This window comes from Streptomyces sp. NPDC001204 (assembly GCF_053598035.1).
This window is the reverse complement of sequence record NZ_JBSFJL010000021.1, coordinates 62880-77397: the sequence shown is the minus strand read 5'-3', so window position 1 is coordinate 77397 and position 14518 is coordinate 62880. Positions and strand designations below refer to the sequence as shown.

13 protein-coding genes are annotated in these 14518 nt (G+C 72.2%); 5 read left to right on the top strand and 8 right to left on the bottom strand.

Annotated elements, in window-relative coordinates; translation table 11 throughout:
• Nucleotides 1-5 precede the first annotated feature (5 nt).
• From ACWC91_RS26355 to ACWC91_RS26320, 8 genes are read right to left on the bottom strand one after another with little or no spacing between them, the layout of a single operon-like run.
• Nucleotides 6-2000, bottom strand: a complete 1995-nt coding sequence (locus ACWC91_RS26355) for an NADH-quinone oxidoreductase subunit 5 family protein (RefSeq protein WP_225078027.1) — start codon at nucleotides 1998-2000, stop codon at nucleotides 6-8.
• Nucleotides 1997-2392, bottom strand: a complete 396-nt coding sequence (nuoK, locus tag ACWC91_RS26350; protein ID WP_141359425.1) for an NADH-quinone oxidoreductase subunit NuoK — start codon at nucleotides 2390-2392, stop codon at nucleotides 1997-1999. The genes ACWC91_RS26355 and nuoK overlap by 4 nt, the downstream gene beginning before the upstream one ends.
• The gene (locus ACWC91_RS26345; RefSeq protein WP_225078028.1) at nucleotides 2392-3012 is read right to left on the bottom strand and encodes an NADH-quinone oxidoreductase subunit J family protein; all 621 of its coding nucleotides are present in this window, start codon (nucleotides 3010-3012) and stop codon (nucleotides 2392-2394) included. The genes nuoK and ACWC91_RS26345 overlap by 1 nt, the downstream gene beginning before the upstream one ends.
• Nucleotides 3009-3560 (bottom strand): NuoI/complex I 23 kDa subunit family protein, encoded by a 552-nt coding sequence (locus tag ACWC91_RS26340; protein ID WP_225078029.1) that lies wholly within the window; start codon nucleotides 3558-3560, stop codon nucleotides 3009-3011. Before ACWC91_RS26340 ends, ACWC91_RS26345 begins: the two co-directional genes overlap by 4 nt.
• 2 nt (nucleotides 3561-3562) lie before the next feature.
• A complete protein-coding gene (locus ACWC91_RS26335) occupies nucleotides 3563-4531 on the bottom strand; it encodes a complex I subunit 1/NuoH family protein (protein WP_450641736.1) in 969 nt (322 codons plus the stop codon).
• Nucleotides 4528-6531, bottom strand: coding sequence for an NADH-quinone oxidoreductase subunit C (locus tag ACWC91_RS26330; protein ID WP_450726067.1), 2004 nt, complete (start codon nucleotides 6529-6531; stop codon nucleotides 4528-4530). The genes ACWC91_RS26335 and ACWC91_RS26330 overlap by 4 nt, the downstream gene beginning before the upstream one ends.
• Nucleotides 6528-7145: an NADH-quinone oxidoreductase subunit B gene (locus tag ACWC91_RS26325; RefSeq protein ID WP_225078032.1), complete on the bottom strand. Its 618-nt coding sequence runs from the start codon at nucleotides 7143-7145 to the stop codon at nucleotides 6528-6530. Before ACWC91_RS26325 ends, ACWC91_RS26330 begins: the two co-directional genes overlap by 4 nt.
• The gene (locus tag ACWC91_RS26320) at nucleotides 7136-7543 is read right to left on the bottom strand and encodes an NADH-quinone oxidoreductase subunit A (protein ID WP_141359431.1); all 408 of its coding nucleotides are present in this window, start codon (nucleotides 7541-7543) and stop codon (nucleotides 7136-7138) included. Before ACWC91_RS26320 ends, ACWC91_RS26325 begins: the two co-directional genes overlap by 10 nt.
• Nucleotides 7544-7758: 215 nt before the next feature.
• On the opposite strand from ACWC91_RS26320, the gene ACWC91_RS26315 reads away from it, so the two are divergent.
• The 5 genes from ACWC91_RS26315 to ACWC91_RS26295 all read left to right on the top strand — a co-directional run bounded on the left by ACWC91_RS26315 (nucleotide 7759) and on the right by ACWC91_RS26295 (nucleotide 14514).
• Nucleotides 7759-9012, top strand: coding sequence for a sensor histidine kinase (locus ACWC91_RS26315; protein WP_450641732.1), 1254 nt, complete (start codon nucleotides 7759-7761; stop codon nucleotides 9010-9012).
• Between the two features lie 120 nt (nucleotides 9013-9132).
• The gene (locus ACWC91_RS26310) at nucleotides 9133-10500 is read left to right on the top strand and encodes a sensor histidine kinase (protein WP_225078034.1); all 1368 of its coding nucleotides are present in this window, start codon (nucleotides 9133-9135) and stop codon (nucleotides 10498-10500) included.
• Nucleotides 10501-10696: 196 nt separating this feature from the next.
• Nucleotides 10697-11356, top strand: coding sequence for a response regulator transcription factor (locus tag ACWC91_RS26305; RefSeq protein WP_301184424.1), 660 nt, complete (start codon nucleotides 10697-10699; stop codon nucleotides 11354-11356).
• Nucleotides 11357-11513: 157 nt separating this feature from the next.
• Nucleotides 11514-13442 (top strand): 2-oxoacid:acceptor oxidoreductase subunit alpha, encoded by a 1929-nt coding sequence (locus ACWC91_RS26300; protein WP_281157476.1) that lies wholly within the window; start codon nucleotides 11514-11516, stop codon nucleotides 13440-13442.
• Nucleotides 13435-14514 (top strand): 2-oxoacid:ferredoxin oxidoreductase subunit beta, encoded by a 1080-nt coding sequence (locus ACWC91_RS26295; protein ID WP_225078036.1) that lies wholly within the window; start codon nucleotides 13435-13437, stop codon nucleotides 14512-14514. The genes ACWC91_RS26300 and ACWC91_RS26295 overlap by 8 nt, the downstream gene beginning before the upstream one ends.
• Nucleotides 14515-14518: the final 4 nt, after the last annotated feature.

Genomic DNA, 14518 nt, shown 5'->3' with positions numbered 1-14518 from the left:
CCTGCTCACGCTCCCGTGGCCAGAAGGACGGCGGCGACCGCCAGGACGACGGTGCCGGCGAGCAGCGCGCTCACATAGGTCTGCACATTGCCGGTCTGGGCCCGCCGAACGGCGGCCCCGAGCAGTCGGGGTACGGCTCCGGCGCCGCGTACGTAGGTCTCGACGACCTCCCGGTCGAGGAACCGGACGAGGCTCGCTCCGGCCAGCACCGGGCGGACGAAGAGGGCCGCGTAGACGGCGTCGAGGTGGAAGCCGACGGCCGCGTGCCGGTGCAGCGGTCCGAGCAGCAGCCGTCCGGGGTCGGCGAGGTCGGGCGCGTGGGCGATGTCTCCGTACGCGGGCCGGTGGGTGGCGATGGCCTCGGCCTCGACGAGTCCGGCGCCGCCCTCGGGGTGGGCGGCGACGGCGCCGAGGGGGGCCCGGGCGGCGAGCACGGTGGTGTGCTGCCAGGCGCCGTAGATGACGATGCCGCCGACCAGGGCCACGCCGGTGCCGAGGACGGAGGTGATGAGCGTGGGGGTCAGGTCCCGGCCGTCGAACCATCCGGGCAGGACGCGGAAGGCGAGGCCGCCGAAGGCGAGGGACGGGAGGGCGAGCACCCAGAGCACGGCGTTCATGACGAGGGGCTGCCTGCCGTGGTCGGGGGCCTCGGCGCCCCGGCCGCGGAAGGCCAGGAGCCACAGGCGCATGGCGTAGGCGCCGGTGAGCAGGGCCGTGAGGAGTCCGGCCACGAGGACCGTCCAGCCCGCCGCCGCGGGGACGTGGCCGGTGTGGCCGGTGGCCGCGTGCTCGGCGGCGCCGAGGACGGACTCCTTGGAGAAGAAGCCGCTGAAGGGAGGGATCGCGGCGAGTGCGAGGAGCGCCACGGTCATCGTCCAGTAGGCGTCCGGGACGCGGTCCCGCAGGTTGCTCATGCGGGACATGGCGGCCAGCGAGTTGGTGCCGGCGGCGTGGATGATCACGCCGGCCGCGAGGAACAGCAGCGCCTTGAAGGCGCCGTGCGACAGGAGGTGGAAGACGGCCGCGCCGCGGTCGCCGACGGCGAGCGCGCCGGTCATGTAGCCGAGCTGGCCGATCGTCGAGTAGGCGAGGACGCGTTTGATGTCGTCCTGGGCGAGCGCGGCGAGCGCCGAGCCGGCCATCGTCACGGCGGCCATGACGGCGAGGACGACCATCGCGGCCGAGGAGGCCTGGAAGACGGGGAGGAGCCGGGCGACGAAGTAGACACCGGCGGCGACCATCGTCGCGGCGTGGATCAGCGCGGAGACGGGCGTCGGGCCCGCCATGGCGTCGGGGAGCCAGGTGTGCAGCGGGAACTGCGCCGACTTGCCCGCCACGCCGGCGAGGAGCAGCAGGGCGATCAGGGTCGGGTGGTGCAGTCCGCCGCTCGCGACGGTGCCGAGGACCTGGGTGATCCGGAAGGACCCCGCGTCGGTGCCGAGCGCGAACAGGCCGATCAGGAAGGGCACGTCGCCGAGCTTGGTGACCAGGAAGGCCTTGATGGAGGCGGCGCGGGCCTCGGGGGTCTCCCAGTAGTGGCCGACCAGGAAGTAGGAGCAGATGCCCATGACCTCCCAGCCGACCAGCAGCACGATCAGATCGCCGGAGTAGACGACGAGCAGCATCGCGGAGGTGAACAGGGAGACGAGGGCGGCGTACGAGGGGTAGCGCGGGTCGTCGCGCAGGTAGCCCATGGAGTAGATCTGCACGCAGGTGGCGACGACGCCGACCAGGACGGCGACGAGCGCGGCGAAGCCGTCGATGTGCAGGGCGAGTTCGATGGGCACCGAGCCGGTGGGGGTGAGCTCGGTGGCGGCGTCGACGGCCCGTCCGCCGCCCTGGTCCGCGGCGACCAGCGCGGCCAGGACCAGGGAGGCGAGGGTCGGCAGGACGGCGAGCGGGCGGACGAAGCCGGGCGCGGTGCGGCCGAGCAGCAGGCCGGCCACGGCGCCGAGGAACGGAAGGAGCGGAACGAGGACGGCGAGGGTGGTCGTGGTCACGCGGTGGCCTCAGCCTTCTCGGCGGCCTGCGCGGTCGCGGCGGCGCCGTGGGGGCCGTCGTCGGAGTCGTCGGGGCCCTCGGCGGAGTCGCGGAGCCGGTCGATGTCCGAGGTGCCGCGGTTGCGGTGGACGGCGAGGACGATCGCCAGGCCGATGCCGATCTCGGCGGCGGCGATGGCGATGGTGAACAGGGTCAGGGCCTGCCCGGAGTGCAGGGTCTCGATCGCGGCCCTGCTGAGCCAGACGTCGAAGGCGACCAGGTTGAGGTTGACGGCGTTGAGCATGAGCTCGACGGACATCAGGACCAGGATCGCGTTGCGGCGGGCGAGGACGCCGTACAGGCCGGTGCAGAACAGGAGGGCGGAGAGCACGGCGGGATAGGCGAGGTGCATCAGCGGACACCTTCCTTCGCGCCCGGGTCGCCGTGGGCCCCCGGGGCCTGGGTGGCGGCAGGGGCCTGGGGGGCGGCCGCGGTCGCCTTCGCCTTGCGGGACAGGACGATCGCGCCGACCAGCGCGGCCAGGAGCAGGACGGAGAGGGCCTCGAAGGGCAGGACCCAGTTCTGGAACAGGCTCTCACCGGTGACCCTCGTCGATCCGGCGGCGGCGCCGTCCAGGTCGATCCAGGTGGTGCGGAAGGCGTCGACGACCACCCAGACCAGGGCGGCCGCGGCGGCGACGGCGACGGTCAGGGCGGCCCAGCGGTTGCCGGAGTCGGCGTCCGGGGAGCGACCGATGGGCGCCTTGGTGAGCATCAGGCCGAACAGGAGGAGGACGACGACGGAACCCACGTAGATGAGGACCTGCACCCAGGCGATGAACTCGGCGGTCAGCAGCAGGTACTCCACGGCGAGGCCGCCGAGGGTCACCACCAGCCACAGTGCGGCGTGCACGAGCTGCCGGGTGGTGACGGTGACGAGGGCGGCGCCGAAGGTGACCAGGCCGACGAGGAGGAAGGCGATCTCGACACCGGTCGGAGAGAGGAAGCCGTGGCTTGCGGCGGCGATGCTCACGTGTCCCCCTCCCCCGGTTCGGCCTGCGCGGCCGCCAGCTTCTCGGCGGTCTTGCGGGCGGCGGCGATCTCCTTGGGTTCCTCCGCGCCGGGGTCGAGGGCGGGTGGCGCGGGCACTGTCCACATCCACTCGCGCAGCTTGTCGCGCTCGTGGGTGAGGTCGCGGATGTCGGTCTCGGCGTACTCGAACTCCGGGGACCAGAACAGGGCGTCGAAGGGGCAGACCTCGATGCAGATACCGCAGTACATGCACAGGGAGAAGTCGATGGCGAAGCGGTCGAGGACGTTGCGGCTGCGTTCGCGGCCGCCGGGGGTCGCCGCGGGGACCGTCTCCTTGTGGGAGTCGATGTAGATGCACCAGTCCGGGCACTCTCGGGCGCACAGCATGCAGACGGTGCAGTTCTCCTCGAACAGGCCGATCACGCCGCGGGTGCGCGGCGGGAGGTCGGGCTGGACGTCGGGGTACTGCGCGGTGACGGTCTTCTTCGTCATCGTGCGGAGGGTGACGGCCAGGCCCTTGGCCAGGCCGCTGCCGGGGATGGGTGCCATGGCTACTGGATCACCACCTTGACGACGCCGGTGAGGGCGATCTGGGCGAGGGAAAGGGGGACGAGGAGGGTCCAGGAGAACTTCTGGAGCTGGTCCTCGCGCAGCCGCGGGTAGGTGACGCGGAGCCAGATGACCACGAAGGCGAGGACCGCCGTCTTCAGCAGGGTCCAGACCCAGCCGAGGCCGGCGGCGCCCCACGGGCCGTGCCAGCCGCCCAGGAAGAGGACGGTGGTCAGGCCGCACAGGACGACGATCCCGGCGTACTCGGCGAGGAGGAACAGGGCGAAGCGCAGACCGGTGTACTCGGTGTACGCGCCGAAGATGATCTCCGAGTCGGCGACGGGCATGTCGAACGGCGGACGTTGCAGTTCGGCGAGGCCGGCGACGAAGAAGACGATCGCGCCGACGATCTGCCAGGGCAGCCACCACCACTGGAAGGCGTGGACGATGCCGGGCAGGGAGACCGTGCCGGCCGCCATCGCCACGGAGGCGGCGGCGAGCAGCATCGGCAGTTCGTAGGCGAGGAGCTGGGCGGCGGTGCGCAGGCCGCCGAGGAGGGAGAACTTGTTGGCGGAGGCCCAGCCGGCCATGAGCGAGCCGAGGACGCCGATGGCCATGATCGCGAGCACGAAGAAGATGCCCGCGTCGAGGACCTGGCCGACGGCACCCTCACCGGGGCCGATCGGGATGGCGAGCAGCACGAGGAGGTAGGGCAGCAGTGCCACGGCCGGGGCGAGCTGGAAGACACGGCGGTCGGCGCCGGCCGGGACCACGTCCTCCTTCTGCGCGAACTTCACGCCGTCCGCGACGAGTTGGGCCCAGCCGTGGAAGCCGCCGGCGTACATGGGGCCGAGGCGGCCCTGCATGTGCGCCATCACCTTGTGCTCGGTCTGACCCACGATCAGGGGGAAGGTCAGGAACACCGCGAAGACGATCACGAGTCGCAGGGCGACGTCGACGGTGTCGTTCACCGCGTGCCTCCTTCCGGGTCGTCGGGGGTGGTGGTGGGGGTCGTGGCGTCGGGGTCGTCGTCCTCGGGGGCCGGCCCCGGTTCCGGTTCGGGTTCGTCGAACGCGGGGCGGGCGTGGTGCCAGGGGGCGTCCGAGCTGCGCGGTGCCGTGGGCGGCTTCGGGGCCGCCGTCTGCCCGCGCTGTGACGCCGAGCCCTCGCTCGCACTCCGCGCACGGCGAGGCCCCGCGGCCCCCGCCCGCCGCGACGCCGACCCCTCGGCCGCACTCCGCACCCCTTCGGCCCCCGGGGCCTGCGTGGCCGTGCCTTCGGCCCCGGCCCCGGTGTCCTCAGCGGCACTCTCGCCGTCTACGGCACCGTCCCGCCCAGGCACGCCCTCGGCATCGCCCGGAACCTCCGCCTCGGCACCCCCGTCGCCGCGTGCCACCCGGCTCGCGCCCCGAGTCCGCCCAGCCTGCTCCCGCGCCACCGCGCCCTCGGCGTCGGCGTCTTCAGGCGCACCCTCGACCCCGGCCCCAGGGTCCTCAGCGGCACTCTCGCCGTCTACGGCACCGTCCCGCCCGGACGCGCCCTCGGCATCGCCCGGAACCTCCGCCTCGGCACCCCCGTCGCCGCGTGCCACCCGGCTCGCGCCCCGAGTCCGCCCAGCCTGCTCCCGCGCCACCGCGCCCTCGGCGCCGGTGTCTTCAGGCGCACCCTCGACCCCGGCCCCAGGGTCCTCAGCGGCACTCTCGCCGACTACGGCACCGTCCCGCCCAGGCACGCCCTCGGCGCCGGCCGAGACGTCGGCCGCCGCACCCTCGGGCGCGGCCCCGGACTCGGCCGACGGACCTTCCGTGCGCTCTGCCGTCTCGCTTACGCGCCGCATCGCCGTGCCTTCGGCCACCGACCCCGGCCCGCCGACTCCAGGCGTGCCCTCGGCGGTCGTCGCAACCTTCGGCTCCGCAGCCCGCGGCGCGGTCGCGGCGCTCTCGGGTGTCACCCCGGGCTTCGCGGCCGCACCCTCAACCGCAGACCCCGACGCCGCGCCCTGGGTCCGTCCCGCAGCCCGGCTCTCACCCCGCGCCAGCGAGCCTTCGGCCCCCGCACGCCGCCCGCCGGCGTTTCCAGCCGCGTCCTCGGCGCGAACCCCGGACCCCGCAGCCGCACCCTCAAGCGCAGCCGCAGACCCCGACGCCGCCTTCTCGGACGCAGCCGCAACCGCGGGTCCCGGCGTCGTGCCCTCGTCGTGGTGAGCCGTCTGGCTTGCCGAGCCCTCGCTCGCGCTGCGCATCCGGCGGGGCCGGGCGGCGGGGGCCGCGGGCTGCTCGGTCCCGGGAGCGGTCGTCTCCGTCTGGCCGGACGAGCCCTCCGCCGCCGTGCGCGTGCGGCGTACCGGGCGGTCGCCCGCCGCCCGGGCCGCGCCTCGCGCCGGGCGGGACGGGGCGGGCGGGAGCTGGCCCTTCTGGGGGCCCCACTCGTTGGGGTCGGGCACGCCCGGCGGCAGCATCTGGCGGCGTTTGGGCCCGCCGTGGTCCGAGTCGCCCGGCTCCTTGGCCCCCGGCCAGGCCTTGGCGACGCGGGCCGCGAGGACGAAGTCCTTGCGGAGGGGGTGGCCCTCGAAGGTCTCCGGCAGAAGGAGGTGGTCCAGGCCCGGGTGGTCCTGGAAGGAGACGCCGAACATCTCGTGCGTCTCCCGTTCGTGCCAGGCCGCGCCCGCGTAGACGTCCACCGCGGTGGGCAGGACGGGCGCCTCGTGCGGAACCGTCGTACGCACCAGCAGGCGCCGTACCGGGGCGAGGGCGACGACGTGGGCCGAGACGCGGAAGCCCGTGCCCGGCTCGTCGACGGCGCTCAGCCAGTCGAAGTACGTGCAGCCCAGCTCGTCGCGGGCGGTCAGCAGCGCGGAGATCCACGTGTCCGGCGGCACGTCCACCGTCAGGACCTCGTAGGACTCCTGCGCCGTGGCCCCCGTCCCGAAGAGTTCGTCGACGGGCGCGGGCAGCCAGCCGGCCCCACTCATCGCGGGTCCCCCTCGCCGGTGGTCGCGGTGGCCGGCGGCCGTACGAGCCCGCTCTGCAGCGCCGCCGTCGAAGGACGGGCCGGCCCGGTCGCGTACCGCTCCCCCAGCGACTCGCGCGCGATCTTCTCCTGGAGTTTCAGGATCCCCTGGAGCAGCGCCTCGGGACGCGGCGGGCAGCCGGGAACGTAGACGTCCACCGGGATGATCTGGTCGACGCCCTTGGTGACGGAGTACGAGTCCCAGTACGGGCCGCCGCAGTTGGAGCAGGCGCCGAAGGAGATGACGTACTTGGGCTCGGGCATCTGCTCGTACAGCCGCTTGACCGCCGGGGCCATCTTGTCCGTGACCGTGCCGGACACCACCATCAGGTCGGCCTGGCGGGGCCCGGGCGCGAACGGGATCACGCCGAGGCGGATGAAGTCGTGCCGGGCCATCGACGCGGCGATGAACTCGATCGCGCAGCAGGCGAGGCCGAAGTTGAAGACCCAGAGCGAGTAGCGCCGGCCCCAGTTCAGGACGACCTTCATCGGCTCCGGGGCGAGCCGGGCGAGCGCGCCCAGCCGCTTCGGCTCCGGCAGCGGTACCGGTTCGGGGGTGATGGGGGTCACGTCCATGCCAGGACGCCCTTCTTGTATGCGTACAGCAGGCCCACGGCCAGGAAGCCGAGGAAGATGAACATCTCCACGAGCGTCGTCGCGCCGTAGCCGGGGGCGGCGAAGACCGTCGCCCAGGGGAACAGGAAGATCGAGTCGACCGCGAAGATCACGTACAGGAACGCGTAGACGTAGTAGCGGACCTGGGTGTGCGCCCAGCCCTCGCCGACGGGGTCGACGCCGCACTCGTACGTCAGCAGTTTCTCCGGGGTGGGGACCACCGGACGCAGCAGGCGTCCCGCACCGAAGGCGACGGCGACGAACAGCACGCCGACGAGGGCGAGCAGTCCGACGACCGAATAGGACTGGAAGTAGTCCGCCGCGACGACGGCGGTCGACCCCCGCAACGTCTCCCGCACCGTCCGTTCCTCACTCCCTGGCCCTGTCGGACCTGTTTTCCCCGGCCCCGTGCTGTTCGGCTGTTCGACGATCTGTACGCACGGGAGTCTAGGCCCTGATAAAGGGCGGGTAAGCAGCCCGTCACACCCTGGGGCGCGAAGGTGGGGTTTTCCCCAGTGGGTGAGGGCGGCCCACCTCATGGCGCCGTCGGCCGCCGCACGGCACGCTGACCCCTATGACCGCTCGCATCTCCACCGCCGATCCCGCGGCAGCAGGCACCGAGGACCGGCTGCCCCCGGCCCGTTTCGCCTACGACCTGCCCACCTGGAAGGAGATCACGCATCTACTGGTGAACCTCCCAGTATCGCTGTTCGGCTTCGTCTACGTGGTGACGGTGCTGCTGACCAGCAGCGCGCTGACGCTCAACGTGATCGGCTTCCCGCTGCTGGCGGTCGGGCTGACGGGCTCGCGGCTGCTGGGCCGGCTGGAGCGGGCGCGGGCACGGGCGCTGCTCGGGGTGCGGATCGACGAGCCGAGCCCGCTGTCGCTGCACGGCTCGAAGGGGCTGCCCGGGCGGCTCTGGACGGCGCTGAAGGACCCGGTGGGCTGGCGTTCGGCGCTGTACCACTTCATACGGCTCCCCTGGGGCGTGCTCACCTTCACGGTGACGCTGACCTCGCTGTTCGTGCTCTGGCCGGTGCTGCCCTTCCTCGCCCGGGGCCTGGCGAACGTGGACCGGGCGATGGTGCGCGGCCTGCTGTCGCCGTCCGACGAGCTGGAGCGGCGGATCGCGGAGCTGGAGTCGGACCGGGGGGTCGTGGTCGACACGGCGGCCGCGGATCTTCGGCGCATCGAGCGGGACCTGCACGACGGGGCACAGGCCCGGCTGGTCAATCTGGCCATGGGTCTGGGCCTGGCCAAGGAGAAGCTGCTGGAGGGCCGGTCCGACGAGCATGTCGCCGCGATGGTCGAGGAGGCGCACGGCGAGGTGAAACTCGCGCTCCAGGAGCTGCGCGACCTGGCCCGCGGCATCCATCCCGCCGTGCTGACCGACCGCGGTCTGGACGCGGCCCTGTCGGCGGTGGCCTCGCGCTGCACGGTGCCGGTGCGGGTGACGGTCGACCTGGAGTCGCGTCCGGCCGCGGCCATCGAGGGCATCGCCTATTTCACGGTCTCCGAGCTGCTCCAGAACGTCAGCAAGCACAGCGGGGCGCGGTCCGCCTCCGTCGAGGTCTGGCGGACCGACGGCCGGCTGCTGATCCAGGTGGGGGACGACGGCCACGGCGGCGCCCGGCTGGACGGCGGAACGGGCATGCGCGGTCTGGCCGAGCGGCTGGACGCGGTCGACGGCCTGTTCGTCGTCGAGTCGCCGCCGGGCGGCCCAACAACCATCACGGCGGAGCTGCCGTGGCGGGACCGTACGGACGGCGCCGGTCCGGCCGGGTCCGGCGTGGCCGCCTCCGGCCGGGGCGCCCCCGGCACGAGGTAGGGAAAACCCCCCGCCCAAGACGCCGACGTGCTCCATGGTCCCGCCGTCCGCGGCCGAGCACGCTGGGAGTACGGCGGGACAGCCGCAGGAGACACGGAACGAGGGGACGGGACGACGCCGATGGCCACCCAGTACCGATCGCAGGACGCACCGGGGTACGGGCCCTACAGCGCGGGCGGGTTCCACGACGGTGGCACCGGCCGGGAACGGCACCTGCTGCCGGCCGGGCTGCGGGCGCCGTTCGAGGCCCGCAGCTGGCGCGAGTTCGGGTACGTGCTGCTGAACCTGCCGATCGGCATCATGCTGTTCACGTACGCGGTGACGATGGTGTCGCTGGGCGCGGGCCTGCTGGTGACGTTCTTCGGTGTCCCCGTGCTGGCGGCGGCGCTGGCCGGCTGCCGGCTGTTCGGCGTGCTGGAGCGGGCGCGGGCACGCCGTCTGCTCGGCCTGGAGGTCGCCGAGCCGCAGCCGCTGCGGATGAAGGAGCCGGGCCTCCTGGCCTGGACGGGGGCCCTGCTGAAGAGCGGCACCTCCTGGCGGGCCCTGGTCTACGCGATCCTGCACTTCCCGTGGGCGGTGTTCTCCTTCTCGGTCTCGCTGGTCTTCTGGACGCTGGGCTGGAGCCTGCTGACGTATCCGCTGTGGTTCTGGGTGTTTCCGATGTGGGCCGGTCAGGGCGGGATCCAGCTGTACGGCGACGGCCGGCACGGCATCTATCTGGACAACCCGTTCGAGATCACGGTGACCGCGCTGGTGGGGCTGCTGTTCACGCTGGCCACGCCGTGGATCGTGCGGGCGCTGACGATGGTGGACCGGGTGCTGGTGTACGGGCTGCTGGGGCCGTCGCGGCTGTCGGCGCGGGTGGTGGAACTGGAGTCGGACCGGGGGGTCGTGGTCGACACGGCCGCCGCGGATCTGCGGCGCATCGAGCGGGACCTGCACGACGGGGCACAGGCCCGGCTGGTGGCGCTGGCGATGGATCTGGGGCTGGCGAAGGAGAAGCTGACGGAGGATCCGCAGGCGGCGGCGCGGATGGTGGACGAGGCGCACGGCGAGGTGAAGACCGCGTTGCAGGAGCTGCGGGACCTGGCGCGGGGAATCCACCCGGCGGTGCTGACGGACCGCGGCCTGGACGCGGCCCTGTCGGCGGTGGCCTCGCGCTGCACGGTGCCGGTGCGGGTGGAGGTCGATCTGGCCGAGCGGCCGGCGGCGGCCATCGAGGGGATCGCGTACTTCACGGTCTCCGAGCTGCTCCAGAACGTCAGCAAGCACAGCGGGGCGCGGTCCGCCTCCGTCGACGTCTGGCGGGTGGAGGACCGGCTGATGCTCCAGGTCGAGGACGACGGGGTCGGCGACGCGGACGTGTCCAAGGGGTCGGGCCTCGCCGGGCTGGCCGAGCGGCTGGACGCGGTGGACGGGATCCTGATCGTGGACTCGCCGTCCGGGGGACCCACCCGGGTGACGGCGGAGCTGCCCTGGCGGCGCTGAGCGCGCCCGGAATCCACTGATGACGGCCTGCCGGCCGCGGCCACACGGGTCGCGGCGGCAGGCCGAAACATGTGGTCACCTCCCTACACTTCCCCTGGCCCGGGCGCGGCGCGGTCCGAATACTGGAATGCTGGACCATGTCGCACGGAAGGCCGTGGGGCGAGGCTGTGGGGGGCCGAGGATCGTGGAGGACAGGGTGCGGGTGGTCATCGCCGAGGATTCAGTGCTGCTCAGGGAGGGCCTGACCCGGCTGCTGACCGACCGCGGACACGAGGTCGTGGCGGGTGTCGGGGACGCCCAGGCGCTGATCAAGACCATCACGGAGCTGCACGACCAGCAGGCGCTGCCGGACGTCGTCGTGGCGGACGTGCGGATGCCGCCGACGCACACCGACGAGGGGGTCCGGGCCGCGGTGCAGCTGCGCAAGGCGCACCCGGCGCTGGGCGTGCTCGTGCTCTCGCAGTACGTGGAGGAGCGGTACGCCACCGAGCTGCTGGCAGGTTCCAGCCGCGGGGTCGGCTATCTGCTCAAGGACCGCGTGGCCGAGGTGCGCGAGTTCGTGGACGCGGTGGTGCGGGTGGCCGAGGGCGGTACGGCCCTGGATCCGGAGGTCGTCGCGCAGCTGCTCGGCCGCAGCCGCAAGCAGGACGTGCTGGCCGGGCTCACCCCGCGGGAGCGGGAGGTATTGGGGCTGATGGCCGAGGGGCGGACGAACTCGGCAATCGCCCGGCAGCTGGTGGTGAGCGACGGCGCGGTCGAGAAGCACGTCAGCAACATCTTCCTCAAGCTCGGACTGTCCCAAAGTGATGGGGATCACCGGCGTGTTCTGGCCGTGCTCACGTATCTGAACTCGTGATCGTCCGACACTGAGTCGGACCGTGCGAACCGTCTCATCGGTGCGTCCAGCATGCGAACGATGCAGGGAAGGCGACCCTCACGGTCGTAGGGTTGAAGCCGGGAAGGTCTTCGGGAAGGCCGCTCCCACACAGCAGCCTCGAAGGAGGTCCAGTTCAGTGACCAGCCAGGTCAGCAGTCCAGCGGAGCAGGCCGACGGAGCCGTCGTAGGAGAGCAGCGCAGGGCGGCCGGGACGAAGGACGTCCGCCGTTTGGACCGGGTGATCATCCGGTTCGCGGGTGACTCGGGTGACGGTATGCAACTCACCGGTGACCGCTTCACCTCGGAGACGGCGTCTTTCGGAAACGATCTGTCGACGCTGCCGAACTTCCCGGCCGAGATCCGGGCCCCCGCGGGAACCCTGCCGGGTGTGTCCTCCTTCCAGCTGCACTTCGCCGACCACGACATCCTCACCCCCGGGGACGCGCCGAACGTGCTGGTCGCGATGAACCCGGCCGCGCTGAAGGCGAACGTCGGCGACCTGCCGCGCGGCGCGGAGATCATCGTCAACACCGACGAGTTCACCAAGCGCGCGATGCAGAAGGTCGGCTACGACGCCTCCCCGCTGGAGGACGGCTCGCTCGACGGCTACCACCTGCACCCGGTGCCGCTGACCACCCTGACGGTCGAGGCCCTCAAAGAGTTCGACCTGTCCCGCAAGGAGGCCGAGCGCAGCAAGAACATGTTCGCGCTGGGCCTGCTGAGCTGGATGTACCACCGGCCCACGGAGGGCACGGAGAAGTTCCTGCGGACGAAGTTCGCCCGGAAGCCGGACATCGCGGCGGCGAACATCGCCGCGTTCCGGGCGGGCTGGAACTTCGGTGAGACGACGGAGGACTTCGCGGTCTCCTACGAGGTCGCCCCGGCCTCCAAGGCCTTCCCGGTCGGCACGTACCGCAACATCTCCGGGAACCTGGCCCTGGCCTACGGCCTGGTGGCGGCCTCCCGCCAGGCGGACCTGCCGCTGTTCCTGGGCTCGTACCCGATCACCCCGGCCTCGGACATCCTGCACGAGCTGTCCAAGCACAAGAACTTCGGTGTGCGGACCTTCCAGGCCGAGGACGAGATCGCCGGCATCGGAGCCGCTCTCGGGGCCGCCTTCGGCGGGTCGCTCGCGGTGACGACGACGTCCGGACCGGGTGTGGCTCTGAAGTCGGAGACGATCGGTCTGGCGGTGTCGCTGGAGCTGCCGCTGGTGGTGGTGGACATCCAGCGCGGCGGGCCGTCCACCGGCCTGCCGACCAAGACCGAGCAGGCGGACCTGTTGCAGGCGATGTACGGCCGCAACGGCGAGGCGCCGGTCCCGGTCGTCGCCCCGTGCACCCCGGCGGACTGCTTCGACGCCGCCCTGGAGGCGACGCGGATCGCGCTGACCTACCGCACCCCGGTGTTCCTGCTCTCCGACGGCTACCTCGCCAACGGCTCCGAGCCCTGGCGCATCCCCGATCTGGACGAACTGCCCGACCTGAGCGTGCAGTTCGCGCAGGGGCCCAACCACACGACGGCCGACGGCACCGAGGTGTTCTGGCCCTACAAGCGCGACCCCAGGACCCTGGCCCGCCCATGGGCGATCCCGGGCACGCCCGGCCTGGAGCACCGCGTCGGCGGCATCGAGAAGCAGGACGGCACCGGCAACATCTCCTACGACCCGGCCAACCACGAATTCATGGTCCGCACCCGGCAGGCCAAGGTCGACGGCATCGAGGTCCCCGACGTCGAGGTCGACGACCCGAGCGGGGCACGCACCCTCGTCCTGGGCTGGGGCTCCACCTACGGACCCATCACGGCGGCCGTGCGCCGGCTGCGCGCGGCCGGTGAGTCCATCGCGCAGGCCCACCTGCGCCACCTCAACCCCTTCCCGAAGAACCTCGGGGCCGTCCTGAAGCGTTACGACAAGGTGGTGATCCCCGAGATGAACCTCGGCCAGCTCGCCACCCTCGTCCGGGCGAAGTACCTGGTGGACGCGCACTCGTACAACCAGGTCAACGGCATGCCGTTCAAGGCGCAACAGCTCGCCGCGGCTCTCAAGGAGGCCATCGATGGCTGAGACGTCCACGGAAGGCACGGGCACGGCCGAGGCGCTCTCCCTGGTGCCGAAGGCCCAGGCCCGGCAGTCCATGAAGGAATTCAAGTCCGACCAGGAAGTGCGCTGGTGCCCCGGCTGCGGCGACTACGCAATCCTCGCGGCCGTCCAGGGCTTCATGCCGGAGCTGGGGCTGGCCAGGGAGAACATCGTCTTCGTCTCCGGCATCGGCTGCTCCTCCCGCTTCCCGTACTACATGAACACCTACGGGATGCACTCCATCCACGGCCGCGCCCCCGCCATCGCCACCGGCCTGGCCACCTCCCGGCGCGACCTGAGCGTGTGGGTGGTCACCGGTGACGGCGACGCGCTGTCCATCGGCGGCAACCACCTCATCCACGCCCTGCGCCGCAACGTCAACCTCAAGATCCTGCTGTTCAACAACCGGATCTACGGCCTGACCAAGGGTCAGTACAGCCCGACCTCCGAGATCGGCAAGATCACCAAGTCGACGCCGATGGGCTCCCTCGACGCCCCCTTCAACCCGGTCTCCCTCGCCATCGGAGCCGAGGCGTCCTTCGTGGCCCGCACCATCGACTCCGACCGCAAGCACCTCACCGAGGTGCTGCGCCAGGCCGCCGCCCACCCCGGCACGGCACTGATCGAGATCTACCAGAACTGCAACATCTTCAACGACGGCGCCTTCGACGCCCTGAAGGACCGCACCCAGGCCCAGGAGGCGCTGATCCGCCTGGAGCACGGGCAGCCGATCCGCTTCGGCGCCGACGGCGAGCGCGGTGTCGTCCGGGACGCGCGCACCGGCGACCTGTCCGTCGTGGACGTCACCCCGGACAACGAGTCCGAGATCCTCGTCCACGACGCCCACGCGGCCTCCCCGACCACGGCGTTCGCGCTGTCCCGGCTGGCCGACCCCGACACCCTCCACCACACCCCGATCGGCGTCTTCCGGTCCGTCGACCGCCCGGTCTACGACACCGCGATGGCCGACCAGCTCGAAGCGGCGATCGAGCAGCGGGGCAAGGGCGACCTGGCCGCGCTGCTGGCCGGCGGGGACACCTGGACGGTCGTCGGCTGAGCGG